Genomic DNA, 12,806 nt, shown 5'->3' with positions numbered 1-12,806 from the left:
GGCATATCAGGTGGCTAGCCGGTGCCCCGGCTCACCTATTAGGCGGCCATTCTGACGAGCGCGTCGCAGAGCTGGCGAGTATCGTAAGGCTTGGGGAAGAAAACGCCACGCTCGGGCAATTCATCTTTGCCCGGCTGCTTCATGCCGGAGACGATGATGATTTCGACGGGCGGCCAGCGATTGCGGACGGCATTTGCGAGTTTCAAACCGTCCATGCTTCCCGGCATGTCGATGTCCGTGAACAGGATCCGAATGCCGGGCACGCTTTCGAAGAGCATGAGAGCCTCATCGGCATTGCGTGCTTCGAGCGCTTCCAAGCCTGCTTCCTCGACGATGCCGACTGCCATCATCAGCAGCAGAGCTTCGTCCTCGACCACGACTACCTTGGTTTTCATGTTCCGCTCGTATGCATGTCATCCTTACCCAGAGGGTCAACTTCGCCTTTCGCAACCGGTTCCCCGATCAAAAATATTACTTCGAAGACGAGGCCCCCGGGCCTGTAGTCCGACCTGGAGCGCGCCTGCGCCTTCGACGGGAAGGCCCGTTCGATCAGCACCGAACCGAAGCCCCTTTTCGTCGGCGTCGAAACCGGCGGTCCACCCGCTTCCGTCCAGACGAGAAGGACGCGTCCGTCATCGTGCTTCCACTCGATGGTGACGGTTCCATATTCGCTTCCGAGACTTCCATACTTGGTTGCGTTGGTTGCCAGCTCGTGCACCACGAGCGAAAGCGGCAGGGCGATGTCTGCGGGAAGAACCACTTCCGGGCCATCCAGGCGAATGCGCTCGGTCTGCGACGCGACGTGGGCGCGCAAGGCTGCGGATACAATCTCACTGACGGGCGAGGCCGACCCCTCGCGCGACAGGATGAGATCATACGTGCCGGCGAGCGCTGCGAGCCTCTCGGCGAAGGAATTGTATCTTTCCGGATCGGAGCGCGAGAAGGTTTGCCGGGCGATCGCCTGAACGAGAGTAAAGCCATTCTTGACCCTATGCGCCAGTTCGCGGACAAGGAGGCTTCGCTCCTCCTCCGCCTCCTGGCTCTGGCGTCTTCGTTCATCGAGTTCGTCAAGCAGCCGGTCGAGGGTCGCACCGACGACATCGAGCTCGTCTGGTCCTTTCATGCCGGTCCGCGCCGTCGTTTGGCCGCCGCGCCACTTTTCCATTACATCCGCGATCCTGGAAATCGGCGCCAGAATGAAGCGGTTGCCGATGAAGATGGCGGCGAGGAAAGCGAAAAGCGCGCCGCCGAAAATGGCGAGCGTGTTCATCAATGTCGCCCGGTTGATCGGCGCGAAAATCTCCGGTTTCGAGAAGCCGGCGCTGACATAAAGGGGGCTGGACGGCAAAGCGATCGGGCGATAGCCGAGGATGCGCGCTGTTCCGTCCTGGCCGATGATCTCGACCACGTCGGGCTGCTCGGCATGGACCAGGCGCTGGTATTCGTCGGATATGACAGTGCCGACGAACCGTTCGGGAAGGGGGACGCGCGCGACGACGATTCCCTTGTCGTCGGCTATGGTCACCTCGTTGCCCGGCGCTACGCCGCGCTCGGTAATGCGGTTCTGCAGCCAGTCCACCCGGATCCCGCTGACGATGACGGCCTTGACGGCGTCGCCTTCCGTCAGCGGCATGGCGAGCGGCAGCACGGGTCTGTCGACAAGGCGGCTCTGGGTATAGCTGCCGACGGCAAAGCTCTTGGTCTTGAGCACCTGCTGGAAATAGTCGCGATCTGAGAACGTCACGCCATCGGGAAAAGCCATGCTGCCGCAGACCGGCCGTCCGTCGAGGCCGACGACGAAGATGGTGCGGATGTTCGGAATGTTCTCGGCGACCGATTTGAGAGCTTCATTGCAGCCTCGGACGTCGAGGTGCCGCACGGACGGCATAGCGGACACGGAGACGAGAAGGGCGCGCAGGCCCTCCACGATCCTGTCGACTTCCGAAGATGCTTGTCTGGCCGCTTGTGCCGCGGATGCGCGCACTTCTTCATTGCGCTGATGGCGGAGCGCGATTTCGTTGTAAACGAGCATCGCCACCACCGGCGCCAGCGCCGCGACCGCAACTGCGACCAGCTTAAGTCTCATCATGCTCCCTCTCGGAACAAGCTAGTTAGCATGTTCGAAAGGGTCTGGCCCAGATCACGCGGCCAAACTTGTTTACAAAATATCAACGCAGGAATCAGGACGTCCGCGCGGCAGCCTTGCCGAGTTTCCGATTGCGGCTAGATAGAGCAAAGATGAATGATGCCAAAAGCACGTCCTTCGACCGTCCTGCAGCCGGGTCTTTCTCGCCGCAGCCGTTGACCGGCGCGATGGCGGATGAGGTCGAACGCCTTTTATCGGGTCGAACCCGCGACATTCGCCTGTCGGGCGACCTGCGGCGCCGGTTCGACGAAAGGCTATGGCGCCAGAGGGCGAAAGTCATTCGGTCCTGGATGACATGGGTCGCTTTCGTCGGCGTTCTGACGCTGGCGCTGAATGCCATGCTGCTTCCCCGTGAGGTTGCCCTGTTGATGGTCGCCCCGGCCTGCCTGCTGCCGCCGGCGGCGATCCTGACGGCGCTCGTCTGGACCAAGCCGCGCCCGGCGGCGGTTCAACGCGCATCGCTCCTCGGCGGAATGTGCCTCATTCTGCTGTCGGTCGCACTCGTCGGCGTCTTTGCGGGAGGCGAATTCTACGAGCGCCATCTGACCATCATGCTGTTCGTCGCCACAAGCGCCATCACCATCTTCAGCGTGCCGCTCGGCTGGACGATCGCCATCGCCTGTTATGCCCTCTGCCTCTATTTCGCCTTTCAATGGTACAACCCGCTCGTGGAAGCGGGCAGTGTCGTGGCCGGGACCCTGTTCTTTTCCTGTGGGATCATCGCGACCGTGGTTGCCAGGCGAACGATGAACATCCTGGCGCAGAAGACATTTCTGCTCGACTGCAGGGACCAGCGCCGCGTCGCGGAATTGGCCGATGCGAATGCCCGATTGGAACGGCTGGCCAGAACCGATCCGCTGACGGGGATCGCCAATCGTCGCTGGATGATGGAAACGCTTGAGAGCCTCTGGCGCCACGGCCGTGAAACCGGCATCGTCGCCATGCTCATGTGCGACATCGACCACTTCAAGGCGCTCAACGACAATCTCGGGCATGGCGAAGGTGATCGCTGTCTTGTCAAGATCGCCGGCATCATCCAGAGCTGCGTGCGCGCCGATCGCGACCTCGTCTCACGACACGGCGGCGAGGAATTCCTCATCGTCCTTCCCGATGTCGAAGAAGAAGATGCGGTCGCGGTGGCGAAGCGAATACGTGAAAGCGTGGAAGCCGCCGCGCTTCCGAACCCGTCTTCCAGCGTCGGCCCGTCGGTGACGTTGAGCGTCGGCGTGGCCTTCAAATCGGCGGTCGACACCGGCGTTTCCCTGGCTGATCTCCAGCACGAGGCCGACATGGCTCTTTATCGCGCCAAGGAAGCGGGGCGCAACCAGGTCTCAGTCTTTCGCCGTCCGCCGCCTGCTGCGGAACAGATCGCCGCCCGACGCTGACATGTCCGGGGCTGGTTTGCCGTCAGGGCGCGAAACAAAAAAGCTGCGAATGGAAAATTGTCCTCGGGTGAACCGCACTCGGATGGTAGAGAGACTGGTTGGGTGCAGCCCATCATGGCGGTCCGGAACTCGCGGAGCAGAAAAGGGCTGCTATCAGTCATACTCGCCTGCGGATCATTGTCCAGCCGACAGCGAGCATGACCGCTCCCCACGCTAAGAAGCCGATATCCCAGTAGAGCCATGCTGACCGATCGGCAGTTTCATTCACATGATGGATGCCCAGCAGCTGGTGGTTGACCAGTCCTTCCACAAGGTTGAACAGGCCGAAGCCTGTCAGCGCCGTGCCGATCAATTCCTTGGTTGACCAGCGGAAATGCGGGCGGCGCGCCGAGCGCCAGAAAATGAACAGGCCGGCGAGAAGGAACAGATAGGTCGCCGAGTGGAAAACCCCGTCCCAGAAGGTGTTGAACGCGAGGTTGTCGATAGAGTCGATCGGATACCAGGCACTGAACATGTGGTGCCACTGCAGCAGCTGGTGGAAGACAATGCCGTCGAAGAAGCCGCCGAGGCCAAGGCCGAACAGGATACCCGAGGACCGTGGGAAGTGCCGATCAATGGCCACGCGGGTGGTTGAGCTCATCGGATCACCGGGATCGCCGCCGTGGAAACTGCGGAGATGAAGCCGGCAGCGCTCAGGCCGAAGGTCAGATATTCTGCCGCTCTTTGCCGGTGGACGAGCTCCGCATTTTCACGGCCACGGCCGGCCGCAAGGCCGCCAGCTATCCAGCGCGCCAACGTCAACCAACCGAGGAGCAGCGCCGACTGCCTTGCCGTGTTCATTGCCTGCTCCCGTTCCTGATTGCCGCCCGCAGGGAATTTCCCGTGCGGATTTACCAGTAACAAGGCGAGGTTCGCTTTGTTTCTGTGCGGTATCGCACGTTGTTGTGGATGCTGGCCGTGGCGCAGGAGCGTGGGCGAGGCCTCTTGCGGACGGCATGTCTGCGTGTGCAATGTGACGGCAACGGTTGGCGACTTTCGTGGGAGGAGGTAGCCGAATGATTGCCATACCGCGATAATGCGGCTTCAGATTGGTTTGACGCGGCGGCGAACTTTCTCTTGCAATCGCCCGCGCTCCAAACGGTGTCGGCGGCACGGTTGAACGCCGAAGAATCCCTGCCTGTTGCGACCAACGATTACTGTTTCCTCAGTTAGATATTAGGCGCATGATCTGCCGCGGGAGGAAAGGAGGTCCACATGGACCGGACAATGGTGGAGAAACATTTGCAGCAGGCGCGCGAGCATGTCGCTGCGGGAGAACTGCACCTGGCTCGGCAGCGTGAGATCGTGGCCGAGTTGATCGATCGCGGCGCCGACGTCACGGAAGCGAACCGGCTTCTGATGAATTTCGAAGAGTCTCAGATCATGCATGTTGCTCACCTCGACAGGCTCAAGGCGGAGCTTCTTGCGTTGGCAAGCGGGGCGTGAGGCAAGCAGACAGGCGGAGCCTGACGGTTGCAGCGCTTATCGACGGACCGGCAATTTGTCCGACGATAGTGGACATGGGATTATGACTGGTGTGCGGCGGCGATTGCCGCTTGCAGCGTTTCTATCAGCCGCGACATGTCGACGGGCTTGGCATAGCAGCTCATCGACTTGAACCTTGCTGGTAACGTCGAGGCGTCGTAGCCGGTGGTGAACACGAAAGGAACATGGCGTTCCAGAAGCGTGTCGGCAATCGGATACACCTGCTTTCCATGAAGATTGACGTCCAGGACCGCTGCGTCGAGGACATCGGCTGCGGTCAGCAGCTCGAATGCGCGCTCAAGAGATTGCGCCGGTCCCAGCACGAGCGCACCCGCTTCGGCGAGTTGCTGGGACATGTCCTCCGCCAACATGAACTCGTCCTCGACGATGAGCACGCGGCGTCCGCGCAGCAGCCCTTCAGCCATAGGCTTCGGCCTCGATCAGATTGCTGAGAGAAACCGGAATTGCGATCGTGCAATGAACCCCGTCCTCACCGAGAACGTAGGACGTCTTCGCATCGAGCTGATAAGGCAGCGCTCGCTCTATCAGTTCGCGGCCCTGACCACCCCCTTGCGGCCCGGAATCCGCGGGTGGCATTTTCACCCCGCTTTCCTGCCATTCGACATGCAGCCATGGCTTGCCGCCTTCGCCGGATTGCTCGACGCGCCAGGTGATGGCCAGATGCGCCCGGGCCTGGCTGAGCGCTCCATATTTGGCCGCGTTGGTGCCGAGTTCGTGCATGGCCAATGCCATTGTCTGCACGGTCGTGGAACGAAGCCTGACGCCATCAGGACCTTGCAGGCTTATCCGGCTGTTTTCGCCTTCCAGCGTGCCATGCGCGGCCAGTTCAGAGCGGATGAGCTGGTCGAAGGTTATGCGATCGCCTTCCTGCAGCCTCGACAAGAGGCCCTGCACTCGAGCCAACACGTCCAGACGGTCCCGGAACCTTTCGTGGAAGTCGGCCAGATCGGTGCTGGTGCGCATGGTCTTTTCGGCCATCGACCGGACGACGGCCATCAGGTTACGCGTGCGGTGCTGAAGCTCGGCGACGAGAACCTTCATCCGCTCGGCAGAGGCTTTTTCCTCGGTAATATCGCGGCCGATACCGCCGATCTGCTTGACGTTTCCTTCCTCCCCGAAAAGTGGGAAATCCGCGTTCCGCAACCAGCGGATCTCGTGGTCAGAGGCGCGCCTGATGCGGTACTCGAATTCGACGCGCTCGCCATTCCGCACCCGGCCGATCTCGGAGAGCGCCTGTTCCCGATCTTCGGGAATGATCAGTTCCGCCCAGCTTCGGAAATTGTTGCCGGTCATCGCCTGCTCGCGGTCGACACCATAGATGGTCTCGAAGGCCGGCGTCAGATAGACCCATTGCAGCGTCTCCGCATCGCGGATCCACAATACGTCGGTGGAGGCTTCGCCGAACAGGCGGAACTGCTCCTCCCCCTGCCGCAGAGCTGCCTGCGCCTGTTTTCGGGCCGAGATGTCGATGCAGAACTCGGCGACCGTGCCGTCGCCAAGATCGCGGCCGGCAAACAACATCCAGCGACGCGTCCCGTCAGCGAGAAAATACTCCTTCTCATAGGGGCCGATTTTGCCGGTTTCCTTCAGAGCTTCCATCTGGGCCTGGCTCTCGGCGTGGTGCTCCTCCGGGGTCAGCCGGCGCCAGTGCAGGTCGCCGCGCTCCATTTGCGAGCGGGTGTAACCCGACATCTTCAGGAAGACTTCGTTGGCGTCGAATATGACACCATCCTGATTGAGAAAAATTACGCCAACCGCATCCGTCTCCAGGACGCGCTGCAGGCGCTCCTCACTGCGGCGAAGCGCCACTTCCGCCTCGTAAGTGGCGGTCAGGTCGGTGAAGGTGACGACAGCACCGCTGATATAGTTGTCGACACTGCGATAAGGCAGGACGCGTGCGGCGTAGTGCCGGTTGTTGGTGGGATCGCTGACCTTTCTGTCAGTAGGCACAAGCGTTCTGAGAACGAGGCGAACATCATCCAGCAGTTCCGGATAGGCGACGCGAGAGACGACATGGTCGAGCGGCCGGCCGACATCGGTGTCGAGCAGATGGAATATTTCGGTCGCGGCCGGGGTAAAGCTCCTGACGCGCAGATCGTTGTCGAGGAAAACGGTGGCGATCTGCGTTGCCTCGAGGAGGTTCTTCAAGTCGGAATTGGTCCGGTCAAGTTCGGTAACACGGTGGGCAAGTTCGCCGTTGACCGTCTGCAACTCCTCGTTGACCGACTGCAGTTCTTCCTTCGAGGTTTCCATCTCCTCATTGGCCGACTGCAGCTCTTCGTTGATCGACTGATATTCTTCGTTGGAGGATTTGAGCTCCTCGTTTGTCGATTCCAGCTCCTCGATGGTCGCCTGCAGCCGGTCACGAGTGACGCGCAGATCGGTCTCGAGACGTTGGACGTGCTCTTCGCTCGTCAGCCTTCCGCCATCGGGCGCAGTGCCTTCGGCCACCTGCCCCGCGTCTTGAAACAGGACGATCAGCGAGGTGACGTCGCCGCTGCCGAGCGGTTCGACGATGATGTTAACGGCGTAGGTGCGGTCATCCTGGCGCAGCAGCACCCGTGGCACCTCGACCTTGACGGCTTCCGTCGTCGCACGCTGCAGGGCCGAACGCATGTCGAGTCGGAGGTCGCGATGGGCAAGGCTCAACAGGTTGAGCGTCGCCGTCCCCGACGCCGGTTCGAGATAGCGGCCTGTGCGTCCGGAGAAATGCAACACGTCGTAATGCGAATCGACGACCACATAGGCGGGGGCGAAGCGTTCGGCGACGACCTCCGCCTGCCGGCTGATCGTAGCCGACAGCCGCCCGGTCTGCAGCATCGGAGCCGGTGCAGAAAGCGGATGGTCGGGGCTGCGCGGGCGCGGGCTGAGCGGGAAATCCGGAATGATGCGGGTTGCCGTTTCCAGCCTTCGAAAAAGCCGATTTTTACGGTCGACGGGTGCAAAAAGCTTGGCGTGGCGGGTGACGTTTTCCGAAGAACCCAAAAACAGGATGCCGCTTGGCCTGAGGGCAAAGTGGAAGATCGGGATCACCCGGTTTTGCAGCTCACTGTCGAGATAGATCAGCAGGTTCCGGCAAGACAGGATGTCGATGCGCGAGAATGGCGCATCCTTGACGATGTTGTGCGGCGAGAAGATGCACATCTCCCGCAGTTCTTTGACAACGCAATAGGTGTCGCCTTCACGCACGAACCAGCGGGCCAGCCGTTCGGGCGGGACCTGGGAGGTTATCGCAGCGGAATAGCGGCCGCCACGCGCGATCCCCAGCGCGCGCGCGTCAAGATCGGTCGCGAATATCTGCACATCCGGGGGATAGTCCATGGTGGCCATATGCTCGCGCAGCAGCATGGCGATCGAATAGGCTTCCTCGCCGGTGGCGCAACCGAGCACCCAGACGCGCAACTGGTCTCCCGGCTCCTTGCCTTCGAACAGCCTAGGAATCTCGCGCTCAAGCGCTTCGAACTCGGCCGGATCCCTGAAGAACTGCGTCACGCCGATCAAAAGGTCCTGGAAAAGGTTCTGGACCTCGTCGCGGCTGGCGCGCAGCCGCTCGATATAGGCCTCGATGCTGCCGATCTGCAGCACCTGCATGCGTCGCTGAACGCGCCGCGTGAAGGTGCCGCGCTTGTATCCGTGGAAGTCATGGCTGGTGACATTGCGAAGAATCGTGGCAATCTGCGTGATCTGCGCCTCGATCGCGCTTGGCGGCTCGTCATCGAGACCAGCGTCTTCTTCGGTCACATTGCCGGCGTACAGCGAGATATGCGTTGCAATCCCCTGCGCCGGCAGGCGTAGGTCGGCAATTGCCAACGCCCCTCCCCCTTCCTCGGGAGATCCACCATCGGCGCCTTCGCCCAACTCCACAATCGACAGGCCGCCAAATTTCTTGGTCGCCGCCACACCGGCTGTGCCGTCACTCTCGAGCCCCCTGAGGACTACGGCAATGGCACGCTCCTGGGCATGTTCCGCGAGTGAGATCAACATCGTGTCGATCGTGCCCCGATGGCCGATCGGCTCCGATGCCGGCCGAATGCGGATGTGACCGTCTTCGAGGGTCATCATATCGTCGGACCCGCCGATGTAGATATGATTTGGAACAATCCGCTCTCCATCGACTGCGACCGTCACCGCCAGTCGATCCTGCCGCCCGAGCATATCAAGAACGGCAGCGGCATCGACCCCTTCCTGACGCACCGCCACAAGGTAGGATGCACCGAGGTCTGGGTTGATTTGCGAGAATATCTGTTCGAGTGAGCTAACAGACTGCGCACACACCGCTATGCCGACGATCACGACCGGCTGTTCGTGGCGGCCCTGGTCAGGCGCGCTGGCCTGCTGCTCCATGCTTTGCTGTTCGTCGTACGCCATCATCGATCCATGCCTCTGCTGCGCCGACTCTAGACGTTCGGCACAGCAGAAAGATACAACTTTATCAGCTATCTTGGAAACGCGATGCGCGACCGAGGCGCAGAGACGTCAGGGCAGCTTGCCGCAAGGTCTCCGAATACTGCTTGTACTCGACAGCCCTTGCCTCGTAGAGCTCGGCGACGGCGGTGCGGCCGGTGTCGCGCGCGTCCCGCGCCATCCGCTCCACCAGCGTCAGCCGCTCCTCCATCACTCGCATGGCAATCCTAATCGCCGCATCGAGCTCATCGATATGCGCAACAAGCGCGTCGGCGGTATAGGCGTGGCCGATCTGACAGCGAAATCGCAGCGGCTGCGAGCCGCGAACCTCGGAAAGCACGCCGTGACAGTCGGGACAGGTTAGGGCAGTCGGAGAGGCGATCTTGCGAAGTTCGACACTGCCAAGTCGTGCGCCAGCCGCAATATCGACTTCCAGCCGCAGACTGTCCGATGGCGAACCGCAAGCCGGCCCGGCATCGCTTCCTGCGATGCCTGCGAGGAGCTTGCCAAGGTCAGCCGCAGGGGCCACATGATCGACCTCCACTGCCTCAAGCGCCGCCAAGGGCATCTGGTCTGCCTCCGCGTCGAGCGGGTGCTGCACTACGGTCGTCCCCCCATTGGTTTTGATCGCGTGCAATCCTGCCGCTCCATCGTTCAGCATTCCAGTCAGCACGAGCCCGACCACCCGTGGGCCGAAAGACAGGGCAGCAGAGCGAAACATGGGATCGATCGACGGCCGGACCATGTTTTCCCGGGGGCCGGCACCGAACTTGATCGTCTCGCCCATGAGCAACAAGTGGCGATCGGGTGCAGCGAGATAGATGTGGCCCCGCTCGATCGGCTGCCCGTCGATCGCCTGCGTGACCGGAAGCTTGGACCGTGCCGATAGGATCTCCGGCAGAAAGCCCGGAGAATTCGCGGGAATATGGGTACTGACGAAGACGCTTGCAGGAAGGTCGGCGGGCAAATCAGCGACCAGGGTTTTCAAGACAGCACTGCTCCCTGCCGACCCGCCAATCGCAATGATATCCTTGGTCGCGCTGGAAGACATAGATTTTGACCTTTCCTGATCAGGTTCAACAACCGACGAGCCCTCTTGGTTCCGCCGGGCACCCGGAATCGCTCCGCTCGTTGCTGCATGCACCGCCGAAAGCTGCAGATTCCCGGAGCCCGGCTGGGGTGATCAATTCAGAGGCTGGGACCCTGCCCGGCCAAAGAGCGCGACGGCGATCTTTTCGAGCTCGGTCGGTTTCTCGCAGAGAGCAAATCCTCGATACTTTGCGGGGATGTGTGACGGGTCGTAGCCGGTCGCAAAGACAAAATTGATCTCTCGTTCCTCCAGTTCATCGGAGACAGCAAATACCAGCTCGTCGCCAAGAAAGACGTCCAGGATCGCCGCATCGACGCGTTCGCGATTGATGAGGTCAAGCGCGCGGCCAACATTCGCCGCAGGGCCAATGACGGTCGCGCCGAAATCCTCCAATTGCCGGCGGGTCTCGTCGGCAAGAAAATACTCGTCCTCAACGATCAGGATACGCTTCCCCGAGAAGAGTTTCGTGTAATTGCCTTTTTCCACTGGGTTCTTCCAATCGGGCCGGAGGTCAATGAGAGCGGCGGACTCCGGGCGGCTGCCGTACCGGCAGACCAGCCAGGACCGTCAGCAGCTCTCGTTCATCGCAGGGTTTGTTGAGACAGGGCATCATGCTGAATGGCTCGGGCACGGAATCGCAGTCGTAACCCGTGACGACAACGAAGGGGATTCCTTGCTCGGCAAGCCTCTCGGCCACCGGGTGGGCCATTATCCCACGCAAGTTGATGTCGAGAATTGCGGCATCAAGTTCGGACGCGCGCTCAGAGACGAGCTTCAAAGCGCCGGCGACATTAGATACAGGCCCGGCGACTTCGGCTCCTGCGTCCTCCAGCGCCATGACCATGCTGGAAGCGGCGAGGTACTCGTCTTCGACGACCAGGTAGAATCGCCCCGCGAACGAAAATGGTCTTTGCATGATCCAGCTCCTTCGCATGCCGAACTCCCGCTGCGGGCGAAAGTTGCGCCGCCGAACGGATAATAGCTTCACGATGTCCCGGCCGTGACAGAATCTATTCGCGTCCTTTTTGCCCGCGTATGGGGGGTGCGAAAATGGGCGCGTGATTGACGGTGTTTTTCCCAGCGCTCCTTGCACCGTTTAACGGGAATCCCATCAGGCGCTCGTACTCAGCTTCCGGAATGCCGTAGGAGCCGTGAGCTTTGAGAATGAGTCCGGCCCGGTCCACAATGATGACCTTTCCTCGTACGGACCTGATGAGCTTCTCGCCCTCCAGGACGTGGAGCGCGCCCGTCACGCCGGAGCGCCTGACGCCGAGCATGAAGGACATGTATTCGTGAGTCAGATGCAGCACCGGGTTGTCTGTTCGGTCGAGAAGCATCAGCAACCAACGCGCCAGTCTCTGTTCTATGGAGTATCGTCCGTTGGCCAAGGCGGTGTAGCTGATTTGAATTCCGAGCGCTCGCGAAAAGGAATGTGAAAGAGAGCGCAACTGCGGGGCTCGGTGCGTAAGACGAAGGAAACTATCGACGTCGATGCGCTGCGCGGTTCCTTCGATCTGCACCATAAGGTTGTAAGGCGTTCGCCAATCGCCCTCCAACAACCCGGCACCGGTCACGCCTTCACGTCCGATCAGGCCGGCTTCGACCTGTCTGCCATCGAGAGACGCGGCGACAAGGGAAACGACACCGGTTTCGATGAAGGACACCGTTGTTATTTCTGCAAACTGCTGCTCGAGGACCTCACCTTGGATCAGCTGCACCGGCTTCAGATGTGGCCGGATGATCTCGCTTTCGCGTCGAGAAAGCATCGAAAGGATCAAGTTCTTTTGGCCACCCGCCGCCTTTTCAATTGAGCGCCGGCAGTCGGAAAGCGCATCGTAAACCGCGCTCTTGTCCAACGGCTTTTCCAAGAAAATGCGATCGGCAAAACGCGGAGGAACAACGTCTCGGCTGTAGCCGGTTGCAAAGAAGAAGGGGATATTGCGCCTTGATAGCTCGTCGGCAACCGGAAATACCATGGTTCCGGCCAGATTGATGTCCAAAATGGCAACATCGATTTGGGAGGAATCATCAATATATTTCAGTGCCTGCTCGACGTTGGGGGCAGGGCCGACAATCTTGACGCCGATTTCGCTCAGGTTGGAAGCGAGATCACTCGCCAGCACATAGTCATCCTCGACGACCAGGACAACCCTTCCCCGAGGTTTGTCAAAAGCCGTATTCATGCGGATCTGTCTCCCAGCGCCATGTCGATTTATACTGGAAACGTTCGCGTTGC

The 12,806-nt window shown here is 60.8% G+C and carries 12 protein-coding genes; 2 read left to right on the top strand and 10 right to left on the bottom strand.

Annotated features, from left to right (window positions below; all coding sequences use genetic code 11):
• Positions 1 to 38 precede the first annotated feature (38 nt).
• Together EFR00_RS24115 and EFR00_RS24110 are read right to left on the bottom strand one after the other, a co-directional pair.
• Positions 39 to 395 carry a response regulator gene (locus EFR00_RS24115; RefSeq protein ID WP_010048629.1) on the bottom strand — a complete coding sequence of 119 codons (357 nt, stop codon included), beginning with the start codon at positions 393 to 395 and terminating at the stop codon, positions 39 to 41.
• Positions 392 to 2,086, bottom strand: coding sequence for a sensor histidine kinase (locus tag EFR00_RS24110; RefSeq protein WP_077989892.1), 1,695 nt, complete (start codon positions 2,084 to 2,086; stop codon positions 392 to 394). Before EFR00_RS24110 ends, EFR00_RS24115 begins: the two co-directional genes overlap by 4 nt.
• Positions 2,087 to 2,238: 152 nt before the next feature.
• On the opposite strand from EFR00_RS24110, the gene EFR00_RS24105 reads away from it, so the two are divergent.
• On the top strand, positions 2,239 to 3,531 hold the full coding sequence (locus EFR00_RS24105; RefSeq protein ID WP_009994974.1) for a GGDEF domain-containing protein: 1,293 nt from the start codon (positions 2,239 to 2,241) through the stop codon (positions 3,529 to 3,531).
• Between the two features lie 157 nt (positions 3,532 to 3,688).
• Here EFR00_RS24105 and EFR00_RS24100 read toward each other — a convergent pair whose 3' ends face one another.
• Complete coding sequence (locus tag EFR00_RS24100; RefSeq protein WP_051649954.1) at positions 3,689 to 4,171, bottom strand: DUF2243 domain-containing protein; 483 nt, start codon at positions 4,169 to 4,171, stop codon at positions 3,689 to 3,691.
• A complete protein-coding gene (locus EFR00_RS24095; RefSeq protein ID WP_009990592.1) occupies positions 4,168 to 4,371 on the bottom strand; it encodes a hypothetical protein in 204 nt (67 codons plus the stop codon). The genes EFR00_RS24100 and EFR00_RS24095 overlap by 4 nt, the downstream gene beginning before the upstream one ends.
• Before the next feature lie 414 nt (positions 4,372 to 4,785).
• On the opposite strand from EFR00_RS24095, the gene EFR00_RS24090 reads away from it, so the two are divergent.
• Entirely contained in the window at positions 4,786 to 5,016 is a 231-nt protein-coding gene (locus tag EFR00_RS24090; protein WP_040112032.1) for a hypothetical protein, read from the top strand.
• Between the two features lie 80 nt (positions 5,017 to 5,096).
• On the opposite strand, the gene EFR00_RS24085 is transcribed toward EFR00_RS24090, so the two are convergent.
• The 6 genes from EFR00_RS24085 to EFR00_RS24060 all read right to left on the bottom strand — a co-directional run bounded on the left by EFR00_RS24085 (position 5,097) and on the right by EFR00_RS24060 (position 12,753).
• On the bottom strand, positions 5,097 to 5,480 hold the full coding sequence (locus EFR00_RS24085; protein ID WP_010037648.1) for a response regulator: 384 nt from the start codon (positions 5,478 to 5,480) through the stop codon (positions 5,097 to 5,099).
• Entirely contained in the window at positions 5,473 to 9,444 is a 3,972-nt protein-coding gene (locus tag EFR00_RS24080; RefSeq protein ID WP_077989893.1) for a CheR family methyltransferase, read from the bottom strand. Before EFR00_RS24080 ends, EFR00_RS24085 begins: the two co-directional genes overlap by 8 nt.
• A gap of 64 nt (positions 9,445 to 9,508) precedes the next feature.
• Entirely contained in the window at positions 9,509 to 10,531 is a 1,023-nt protein-coding gene (locus EFR00_RS24075) for a chemotaxis protein CheB (protein ID WP_077989863.1), read from the bottom strand.
• A gap of 132 nt (positions 10,532 to 10,663) precedes the next feature.
• The gene (locus EFR00_RS24070) at positions 10,664 to 11,056 is read right to left on the bottom strand and encodes a response regulator (protein ID WP_010057933.1); all 393 of its coding nucleotides are present in this window, start codon (positions 11,054 to 11,056) and stop codon (positions 10,664 to 10,666) included.
• 25 nt (positions 11,057 to 11,081) lie between these two features.
• Positions 11,082 to 11,486 carry a response regulator gene (locus EFR00_RS24065; RefSeq protein ID WP_077989894.1) on the bottom strand — a complete coding sequence of 135 codons (405 nt, stop codon included), beginning with the start codon at positions 11,484 to 11,486 and terminating at the stop codon, positions 11,082 to 11,084.
• A 94-nt stretch (positions 11,487 to 11,580) separates the two neighbouring features.
• Positions 11,581 to 12,753 (bottom strand): helix-turn-helix domain-containing protein, encoded by a 1,173-nt coding sequence (locus EFR00_RS24060; protein WP_077989864.1) that lies wholly within the window; start codon positions 12,751 to 12,753, stop codon positions 11,581 to 11,583.
• Positions 12,754 to 12,806 lie beyond the last annotated feature (53 nt).

It is taken from the genome of Rhizobium sophoriradicis (assembly GCF_003939025.1).
In the GTDB taxonomy this organism is placed as follows: Bacteria; Pseudomonadota; Alphaproteobacteria; order Rhizobiales; family Rhizobiaceae; genus Rhizobium; species Rhizobium sophoriradicis.
Note: the sequence above shows the minus strand (reverse complement) of the source record. Positions and strands in the feature narration are given on the sequence as shown.